Here is a 9,069-nt window from a genome sequence, read left to right as displayed (position 1 = left end):
TCCTCCGCCCGCTCCTCCGGCCATCCCCAGCGCGACATCCGCCGAATATCTGCGCAACTGGGGCGTCGGAGACGTCGGCGCCATGAGCGCCTGGCAGAGAGGCGCCACCGGTCGCGGCGTGACCGTCGCCGTGGTGGACAGCGGCATCAAGCTGAACCATCAGGATCTGGGGGTGAACGTCTCTCCCCTGTCGACCGATGTGGTGCCCGGCCGCAACCAGCCGCAAGGCGCGGACGACCACGGGACCAATGTCTCCAGCATCATCGCCGCGCCTTTCAACGGCTTCGGCACCGTCGGCGTCGCCTTCAACTCGACCATCTTGTCGATTCGCGCCGATGTCAGCGACTGCACGGACCCCGACGACAAGGTCTGTTTCCGATCATCCGACCTGGTGCGCTCTTTGGACTACGCGGTTCAGAACGGGGCCAAGATCATCAATCTGTCCCTGGGCGGCGAGACGCCTCTAGGCTCCCAATTCGAAGCGGCCCTGCAGCGCGCGGTAAACGCCGGGGTCATCTTCGCCATCGCCGCCGGCAATGAGGCGGGCGCCAATCCCGAATGGCCTGGCCGATACGCCAGCGACCCGCGCTTCGCCGGCTCCATCATCGTCGTCGGCGCCCATGATCGCGCGCGCCAACTGGGCGCTTTCTCCAATAAGGCAGGCGTTTCGCAGGGCGTCTATCTGACGGCGCCGGGCGTCGATGTGATCGTAGGCTGCGAAGGCGACGGCTGCTGGCGGGTCAACGGCACCTCCTTCGCCTCGCCCGCCGTGGCGGGCGCCCTGGCCCTGCTGCTGGAGGCCTTCCCCAATCTGACGGGACGGGAGGCGGTGGACATTCTGCTGCGCACCGGGGCGGATCTCGGCGACGCGGGGACCGACGTCACCTTCGGGCGCGGAGCCCTGGATATCGCCCGCGCGTTCCAGCCCGTCGGCGCAACCGCCTCGCCCATGGCGGCCGGCGCATCAGTGAACATCGCCTTGGCGCCCGGCGCCCATGTCGGCGGGCCGTTCGGGGACGCGATGGGTCGGACCGGGGCGCTGAGCACCATCGCCTACGACGAGTATGAGCGGCTCTTCCGCGTCGACCTGGGCCTGGCCTACGGCTCTGCCCCGCGCCGCAGCTGGCAGCCCGAGACGCCGACGCCCATGCGCCAGTCGCAGGTGTCGCTGGATGCGCCGGGCGGGACGCGACTGTCCCTGGCCGCCGCCGCGCCGGTCGAACTGCCCGAGCCGGTCGTGGCGCGCTACGGCCCCTATGACGCGCCGTGGCTGGGCGACGAGCCGCGCAGCGAGGCCCTGTTCGACGTTCAGGCCGGGCGGATGTCGTTCGCGGCGTGGCAGGGTCAGGGCGGGGCGCGCTCGCCGTTCCGCAGCGGGTCCGGCGACGGCTTCGTGGCGCTGAGCCAGGCCGACCACGCCCTGCGCGGAGCGATGCATTTCGGCGCCTTGACCTTCAGCGCCGAGAGCGGGTCGGGCGACCGGCGCGCGCCGCTGCGTCCGGTCGAGCGCGACGCCTCGACCTACGCCCGCGCGGGGCTGGACTGGCGCGCCGAGAACGGCGGCCTGTCGTTCAGTCTCGGGGCTCTGGACGAGCGGATGGGGCCGCTGGGGGCCTATCTGCCGACGCAGTCGGACTTCGCCCTGCCGTCGCGGACGCGCTTTGCGGCGGTCGGGGCGGACGTGGATCTGGGGCGCGGCTTCATCCTGTCGGGCGAGGCGGGCTTCGGCCGCACCGAGCTGGAAGGGCGGTTCCTGCACCTGTCGACCCCCGCGATCAGCTCGACGTGGCGAGCGTCGTTGCAGTCAACCTGTCCGACGTGGTCCTTCACCAAGGCCCTGGGCTGCCGCAGTCTGACGTGGGAGATTTCCCAGCCGCTGCGGATCGAGGACGGGACGTTCAGCGCCTATCTGGCCGACGCGCCGCTGGACTATTTCGACCCGGTGACCTTCTCGGAACGGCGCTTCTCGGCCGCGCCGTCGGGGCGGCAGATCGACTTCAGCGTGCGCAGCCTGCACGCCCTGCCCGGCGGCTCCTGGCTGCAGCTCGAGGCCGTGGCCAGCCGCGAGGAGCAGCACCGCGCGGGCGCCCCGACCGGCTACGCCCTGCTGGGCAGTTGGCGGCGGGGGTTCTGAACTTCCCGCCCACCCCGGCGTCCGCCGGGATGAGCGGGGGTTATAGGGCGCAAGAAAAAGGCCGACGATCGCTCGCCGGCCTTTCCTGCTCCGCCTGTGGCGTCGTGCTTAGGCGCGCTCGACGCATAGGGCCACGCCCATGCCGCCGCCGATGCACAGGGTGGCCAGACCCTTCTTGGCGCCAGAGCGCTTCATCTCGTGCAGCAGCGTCGTCAGGACGCGCGCGCCCGAGGCGCCGACCGGGTGGCCGATGGCGATGGCGCCGCCGTTGACGTTGACCTTGGCCGGGTCGAGACCCAGCTCCTTGACCACGCACAGCGACTGGGCGGCGAAGGCTTCGTTGGATTCGATCAGGTCCAGATCGGCGACGGTCCAGCCCGCCTTCTCCAGCGCCTTCTTCGAGGCCGGGATCGGGCCGGTGCCCATGATGGCCGGGTCGACGCCCGCGGTGGCCCAGGAGGCGATGCGGGCCAACGGCTCAAGCCCGCGCGCCTTGGCTTCATCGGCGCTCATCAGCACCAGGGCGGCGGCGCCGTCGTTGATGCCCGAGGCGTTGGCCGCCGTCACCGTGCCGTCCTTGACGAAGGCGGGCTTCAGCTTCTCCATCGCCTCGAGGGTCGCGCCGTGGCGGATGTATTCGTCCTGATCCACGACCACGTCGCCCTTGCGGGTCGAGATGGTGACGGGAACGATTTCGTCGGCGAACTTGCCCGCCTTCTGGGCGGCCTCGGCCTTGTTCTGCGAGGCGACGGCGAAGGCGTCCTGAGACGCGCGGTCGATCGACCATTTGGCGGCGATGTTCTCGGCCGTCTGGCCCATGTGATAGCCGTGGAAGGCGTCGATCAGGCCGTCCTGAAGCATGCTGTCCTTGAAGGCCAGTTCGCCCATCTTCTGGCCGTTGCGCAGCTGGGCCGTGTGCGGCGACTGGCTCATGCTTTCCTGACCGCCGGCGACGACGATCCTGGCGTCGCCCTGCACGATCTGCTGATAGGCCAGGGCCACGGCGCGCAGGCCCGAACCGCACAGCTGGTTCAGGCTCCAGGCCGGGGTTTCGTTGGCCAGACCGGCGCCGATGGCCGCCTGACGCGCCGGGCCCTGGCCCGCACCCGCCTGCAGCACCTGGCCCAGGATCACCTCGTCCACATCGGAAGCGGCCACGCCTGCGCGCTCCAGCGCCGCCTTGATGGCGACCTCGCCCAGCTTGGACGCCGGAAGGGTCGACAGGGCGCCGAGGAAGGAGCCGACCGGCGTGCGGGCGGCGGAGACGATGACGACGTCAGTCATTTTATTCACTCCCTGGAGAAATTCTTTGCGCGAGGTTGTGCCGCATTCGCAGGCGCACGTCACCTGTTGCGATGCAGCAATCAGCAAAACGTCATCGCCGCGCCGCACCATCGGCCGGGAACGATGCCCCATGCTGCGCTTTCAGAAAGGGAAGGAGACGTGATCTTGCCGAAAGCCTCACCATGCTGAAAGCCCTCGCCCGCCGCATCTGCACCCCCGACGATCTGGACATGATCGAACACTACCAGACGCGGGCCGAGCGCCTGGCCGATCTGTGGGTGCACGCCGTAGGCCTGGCGCTGGCGGCGGCGGGCGGCGTGGTTCTGGCCGTTCTGGCCAGCGTCTATGCGGGCGTAGGCGCGGCGGTGTCGACGGGGATCTACGCCCTGTGTCTGGTGGCCATGCTGACGGCCTCGACCGTCTACAATCTGACTCACCCGTGCGCGGCGCGGCCGGTGCTGCGACGGTTGGACGAGGCGGCCATCTTCCTGATGATCGCGGGCAGCTACACCCCCTTCACCGCTGTTCGGTTCGAGGGGGCCTGGTCCGTGGGCTTCACCCTGGCGGTGTGGACCATGGCCATCGTCGGGGCAGGAGTGAAGATGCTGGCGCCGCGCCTGTCCGACGCCTTCTGGAGCGTGATCTACGTCCTGTTCGGCTGGGTGGCGGTGTTCGCGCTGAAACCGATGATCGAGACCGTGCACCCGCTGGCGCTGGGCCTGCTGGTCGCGGGCGGGCTGATCTATACGGCCGGGGTCTTCGTCTTCATCAGCCAGAAGGTGAAGTTCCGCCGCGCCATCTGGCACGGCTTCGTCGTCACCGGCGCGGGCGTGCACTGGGCCGCCGTGCTGATCGGCGTGGTGCTGGTCCAGGCCTGACTCCCCGCGTCAAAGACGGGACTCGCCTTCGCGCGCGCAATGCGGGATGCTTGGGCGTTGCAACATCGCGAGAACAAGCGTGACCGACAAGAAATCCGAGGGCGGAAAAACCCGTGACGGCATGGTCGTCATCAAGAAGTATGCGAACCGGCGGCTCTACAACACCGCCACCAGCGCCTATGTGACGCTGGACGATCTGGCCCGCATGGTGCGCGAGGGCGTGGAATTCGTCGTCTATGACGCCAAGACCAACGACGATCTGACGCGCCAGATCCTGACCCAGATCATTTTCGAGGAAGAAAGCCGCGGCGAGGCCCTGTTGCCGGTGCAGTTCCTAAGTCAGCTGATCGGCTTCTACGGCAACTCCATGCAGGGGGTGCTGCCGTCGTATCTGGAGATGTCGCTGGATACGTTCACGCGCCAGCAGGAGCAGCTGCGCGGCCAGTTCACGCGCGCCTTCGCCGCCGCGCCCGGCGGCAATCTGATGGAAGAGGCCGTGCGCCAGAACATGGCCATGTTCGAGCGCGCCATGCGGATGTTCCCCGGCTTCGCCTATGGCCGCCCCGAAGGCGAGACGGCCGAGACGCCCGCCGCTGAACCCAAGGCTGAAGCGGCCAAGGAAGGCGCCGCGCTGGACGAGATGCGCCGCCAGATGGACGAGATGCGGGCTCAGATCGACCGCCTCGCCCAGTCCAAGGGCTGAGGCCGAGGTGGCGGATGAAATCCGTCCCATCGGCGCGTCGGGGCCGCTGAACGACCCTGTCGTGGACGATCGCCGCGAAGGCGACCGCCGCCATCGCGAGCGGCGGCGCGCGCGCGCCTTGGTCCCGACCGAGACCGAAACGTCGGAAGAGGCGGCCGATCCTGCCGCCTCCTCGGCAAAGCCTGCCGTCACACCGCCCCCGCCGCCCGCCGCCTTCGCCGCCCAGGTGCTGGGTCAGTCGGGACAGAAGCGCGGATTGAAGGGCGGGGCGCCGGTGCTGGATGCGGCGCGCACCACCTATCTGGGCCGGGAATATTCGGGACGGCATGACCGGCGCCCCTCGCCGGGGCGGTCGCGCAAGACCGAGATCTGACAGCGTCTGGCGCGCGACTTGCGTAGGCCGAGGTTCAACCGCCTTCGGACCGCGCCATGCCCGCCGTTTTCAGCCTTACCGCCCGCCTGTTCGACGTCACCGTTGTGGCGGTGATTTTTTTAGCGTTCAGCTAGAGAGCGCTCATCCCGGCGGAAGCCGGGATCCAGTAAGAGCCGCTAACTCGGCGGCATATGTCAGCGGGGTAGCAAAAGCACTGGGGTCCAGACTTCCGCCGGGATGAGCGGGTAGAAAGCGCGTACCTTAGAACTCGCTGATCGCCCCCGGACGGCGCGAGCGGGACTTCAGCCACATCACGCCCAGCAGGTCCGAAAAGGACGCCCGCAGCCGCCCCCAGTTGGTGTATTTCGACCGGCCCGTCTCGCGGTGGCGGTGGTCGACGTCGAGGTAGCGGTTCTCATACCCCTCGCGGATCATCAGGGCCGGCAGGTAGCGGTGGATGTGATCGAAGTAGGGCAGCCGCAGGAAGACGTCGCGGCGAAACGCCTTCAGCCCGCAGCCCGTGTCGTCGGCGTCGTCGCCCAGCAGCTTCTTGCGGATGCGGTTGGCCCATAGCGACGCCTGGCGCTTGGCGTTGGTGTCCTGACGCTTGGCGCGCACCCCGCCGACCAGGGCGACGTTGGGCGGCGCGGCCAGCAGGGCGTCGGCAAGACGCGGCGCATCGGCGGGCGGGTTCTGGCCGTCGCCGTCCAGCGTCACCACGATCGGCGCCCGCGCGGCCAGGACGCCGGTGCGCACCGCCCGGCTCTGCCCTGCGTTGGTCCCGTGCGACAGCACCCGCAGGGCGGGCAGTTCGGCCATCGCCGCCCGCAGCTCGGCCAGGGTCGTGTCCCGACTAGCGTCGTTGACGAAGATCATCTCATAGGACCGCCCGGCGAAGGCCTCGGCGATTTCGCGCGCCAGAGGCACGGCGGCGCCGGATTCATCATGCACGGGCACGACGACGGAAATGTCAGGCGAGGAAGCGGAGCGGTCGATCATCGACGCTCTTTAGCGCACGCCGCGCCTCGGCGAAACGGCGTGTCCACAGTCGATGAAGAAGCTGAAGCTTCCGGGCGCCGCATCCGGCGTGATACGACAGCGGCATGAACCGCCCGAACCTGGATCATTACATCGCCGGCTGGCGCGGCCCTGTCCTTGCGGCCCTGCTGGCCCTGATCGCCGGCCTGCCCAGCCTGCTGCTGCTGCCGCCGCTGGATCGGGACGAGAGTCGTTTCGCCCAGGCGACGGCCCAGATGCTGGAGGGCGGCGACTATGTCGACATCCGCTTCCAAGACGATCCGCGCTGGAAGAAGCCCATCGGCATCTACTGGATGCAGGCCGCCGCCGTGGCCGCGACCTCGGACGTCGAGGACCGCAACATCCAGCCCTATCGCCTGCCGTCGCTGCTGGGGGCCATGCTGGCGGCCTGGGCCGTGGCCTGGGCGGGCGCGGCCCTGTTCGGCCAAAGGGCGGGCTTCCTGGCGGGCGCCATGCTGGGCGCGACCTTCCTGCTGTCGACCGAGGCGGGCATCGCCAAGACCGACGCCATGCTGGCGGGCCTGACCACCCTGTCGATGGCGGCGCTGGCGCGCATCTACATGTCCACGCGGGCGGGCGAGAAGGCGAACCGGCTGCACAAGCTGCTGTTCTGGGCGGGCATCGGCCTGTCCATCCTGATCAAGGGGCCGATCGGCCTGCTGGTCGTGGCCCTGACCATCATCGCCCTGTCGCTGTGGGATCGGAACATCAAGTGGCTGGGCCAACTGGGCTGGGGCTGGGGGTTGCCGCTGGTGGCCCTGCTGGTCGGGCCGTGGGCCATCGCCATCACCATCGCCACCGACGGCGGCTTCTGGCGCGAGGCCATCGGCGGCGATCTGGCGCCCAAGATCGCGGGCGCCCATGAAAGTCACGGCGGCTTCCCCGGCATGTATGTGCTGCTGTCGCCCCTGCTGTTGTTCCCCGTCACCCTGATGCTGCCGGCCGCCCTGTCGACCGGCTGGCATCGCCGCGCCGAGCCCGCGATCCGCTTCGCCGTCTGCTGGCTGGTCCCGGCCTGGCTGATGTTCGAGCTGGCCCCGACCAAGCTGTGGCACTACACCCTGCCGACCTTCGGGGCGATCGCCCTGCTGGCCGCCGCCGCCCTGACACAGCCGATCGGCAAGGTCTCGCGCGTGACCGGCGCCTTGCTGGGCCTGTTCGCCGCCGTGGTCATCTGCCTGATCACCGTCTACGGCCTGACAGAGTTCGGCCGCTCGACCGCCCAGACCTGGGCCACGGTCACCATCGTCTTCGCCGTCATGGCGGCCGCCGTGGGCGGCTTCCTGCTGGTCAACCGCGCGGCCATCACCGGGTTGCTGATCGCCATCGCCTTCGGCGTTCTGGCGCATGCGGGCCTGGCCGGGACCATCCGCCAACTGCGCCCGCTGTCGATCGCGCCGCGTCTGGTGCAGACGCTGGACTCGGCCGAGCTGAACCCGGCCCAGGGCCGTTATCCGGGGCCGGTCGCCATCACCACCTTCCATGAGCCCAGCTTCGTCTTCCTGACCGGCAAGGACACCCAGCTGACCGACGGGGCCGGAGCCGCGCGCGCCCTGGCCGAGGGTCGCCCCGCCATCGTCGAGACCCGCGACGACGAAGCCTTCCGCCGCGCCCTGGCCGATCTCGGCGCCGCCGGGCGCGCCGTCGGCGTGGTCAGCGGCCACAACTATTCCTCGGGCGACGACGTGCGCCTGACCGTCTACGCCCCCGCCGGATCGGGCCAAAGGAGCACGAACCAGGGGAGCCCCCGCCAATGAGCCGCTTCATCCAGATCGTGGAGGTCGGCCCGCGCGACGGCCTGCAGAACGAGAAGACGGTGCTGGAGCCCGCCGTCCGCGCTGACTTCGTCCAGCGACTGGAGGCGGCGGGAGCCAGACGCATCGAAGCTGTCAGCTTCGTCCACCCTAAATACGTGCCCCAGATGGCGGGCGCCGAAGAGGTCATGGCCGCCCTGCCCCGCACTGAGGGCCGCAGCCGTATCGGCCTGGTCTTGAACGGCAAGGGCTATGACCGCGCTCTCGGCACGGCGGTGGACGAGGTCAACGTCGCCATGTCGGCCACCGACGGCTTCGGCCTGAAGAACCAGGGCCTCAGCGTCGGCCAGCAGGTGCAGATGCTGTCCGACATCATCGCCGGCCGCGCCAATGCAGACGGCGCGCCGGGCGCGACGCCCAAGCTGTCGGCCACCCTGTCCTGCGTCTGGGGCTGTCCGTTCGACGGCGAGGTCTCGGTCGAACAGGTCAGCGACCTTGTCGCCCGCATCGCGGCGCTGGGCGCCGAGGAAATCGCCCTGGCCGACACCATCGGCGTGGGCGATCCCTGGAGTGTGACGAAAAAGGTCGAGGCCGCACGCAGGGCAGCCCCCGACGCGACCCTGCGCCTGCATTTCCACGACACCCGCAACACCGGCCTGGCCAACGCCTACGCCGGGGTAGAGGCCGGGGTGGACATCCTCGACGCCTCCGTCGGCGGCATCGGCGGCTGCCCCTTCGCGCCAGGCGCCACCGGCAACATCGCCACCGAAGACCTGGTCTACATGCTGGAACGCGCCGGCTTCTCGACCGGCTATGATCTGGACGCTCTTATCACGACCGCACGCTGGATCGGCGACCAGGTCGACAAGCCCCGCCTCAGCGCACTGAGCCGGGCGGGCGGGTGG

At 69.5% G+C, this 9,069-nt stretch carries 8 protein-coding genes; 6 read left to right on the top strand and 2 right to left on the bottom strand.

The genetic code is table 11. The features are described 5' to 3' along the window. Nucleotides 1-2,134 (top strand): S8 family peptidase (locus BJP32_RS16480; RefSeq protein ID WP_369822439.1); only part of this gene is annotated, 2,134 nt, incomplete at its 5' end. A gap of 108 nt (nt 2,135-2,242) precedes the next feature. On the opposite strand, the gene BJP32_RS16475 is transcribed toward BJP32_RS16480, so the two are convergent. After that, on the bottom strand, nt 2,243-3,418 hold the full coding sequence (locus tag BJP32_RS16475) for an acetyl-CoA C-acetyltransferase (RefSeq protein ID WP_076224867.1): 1,176 nt from the start codon (nt 3,416-3,418) through the stop codon (nt 2,243-2,245). A gap of 182 nt (nt 3,419-3,600) precedes the next feature. Here BJP32_RS16475 and BJP32_RS16470 point away from each other — a divergent pair, with 182 nt between their 5' ends. The 3 genes from BJP32_RS16470 to BJP32_RS16460 all read left to right on the top strand — a co-directional run bounded on the left by BJP32_RS16470 (nt 3,601) and on the right by BJP32_RS16460 (nt 5,372). Next, nucleotides 3,601-4,296, top strand: a complete 696-nt coding sequence (locus BJP32_RS16470) for a hemolysin III family protein (RefSeq protein ID WP_076224866.1) — start codon at nt 3,601-3,603, stop codon at nt 4,294-4,296. 121 nt (nt 4,297-4,417) lie between these two features. Continuing rightward, nucleotides 4,418-4,999, top strand: coding sequence for a polyhydroxyalkanoate synthesis repressor PhaR (gene phaR / locus BJP32_RS16465; protein ID WP_076224870.1), 582 nt, complete (start codon nt 4,418-4,420; stop codon nt 4,997-4,999). Nucleotides 5,000-5,006: 7 nt separating this feature from the next. After that, the gene (locus tag BJP32_RS16460) at nt 5,007-5,372 is read left to right on the top strand and encodes a hypothetical protein (RefSeq protein WP_076224864.1); all 366 of its coding nucleotides are present in this window, start codon (nt 5,007-5,009) and stop codon (nt 5,370-5,372) included. 261 nt (nt 5,373-5,633) lie between these two features. Here the strand turns inward: BJP32_RS16460 and BJP32_RS16455 are convergent, their stop codons facing one another. Then, nucleotides 5,634-6,371, bottom strand: a complete 738-nt coding sequence (locus BJP32_RS16455; RefSeq protein WP_076224863.1) for a glycosyltransferase family 2 protein — start codon at nt 6,369-6,371, stop codon at nt 5,634-5,636. Nucleotides 6,372-6,475: 104 nt separating this feature from the next. Between BJP32_RS16455 and BJP32_RS16450 the strand changes: the two genes are divergently transcribed. After that, nucleotides 6,476-8,167, top strand: coding sequence for a glycosyltransferase family 39 protein (locus BJP32_RS16450; RefSeq protein ID WP_076224861.1), 1,692 nt, complete (start codon nt 6,476-6,478; stop codon nt 8,165-8,167). Further along, nucleotides 8,164-9,069 (top strand): hydroxymethylglutaryl-CoA lyase (locus tag BJP32_RS16445; protein ID WP_076224860.1); only part of this gene is annotated, 906 nt, incomplete at its 3' end. The genes BJP32_RS16450 and BJP32_RS16445, both read left to right, overlap by 4 nt.

This window comes from Brevundimonas sp. ZS04 (assembly GCF_001956865.1).
In the GTDB taxonomy this organism is placed as follows: domain Bacteria; phylum Pseudomonadota; class Alphaproteobacteria; order Caulobacterales; family Caulobacteraceae; genus Brevundimonas; species Brevundimonas diminuta.
This window is presented reverse-complemented; position numbering and strand designations above follow the sequence as displayed.

What these genes read in the sequence shown, in the direction of transcription:
- BJP32_RS16475 (WP_076224867.1), bottom strand. Translation starts at nt 3,418, where the DNA reads ATGACTGACGTCGTCATCGTCTCCGCCGCCCGCACGCCGGTCGGCTCC.
- BJP32_RS16470 (WP_076224866.1), top strand. Translation starts at nt 3,601, where the DNA reads ATGCTGAAAGCCCTCGCCCGCCGCATCTGCACCCCCGACGATCTGGAC.
- phaR (WP_076224870.1), top strand. Translation starts at nt 4,418, where the DNA reads ATGGTCGTCATCAAGAAGTATGCGAACCGGCGGCTCTACAACACCGCC.
- BJP32_RS16455 (WP_076224863.1), bottom strand. Translation starts at nt 6,371, where the DNA reads ATGATCGACCGCTCCGCTTCCTCGCCTGACATTTCCGTCGTCGTGCCC.
- BJP32_RS16450 (WP_076224861.1), top strand. Translation starts at nt 6,476, where the DNA reads ATGAACCGCCCGAACCTGGATCATTACATCGCCGGCTGGCGCGGCCCT.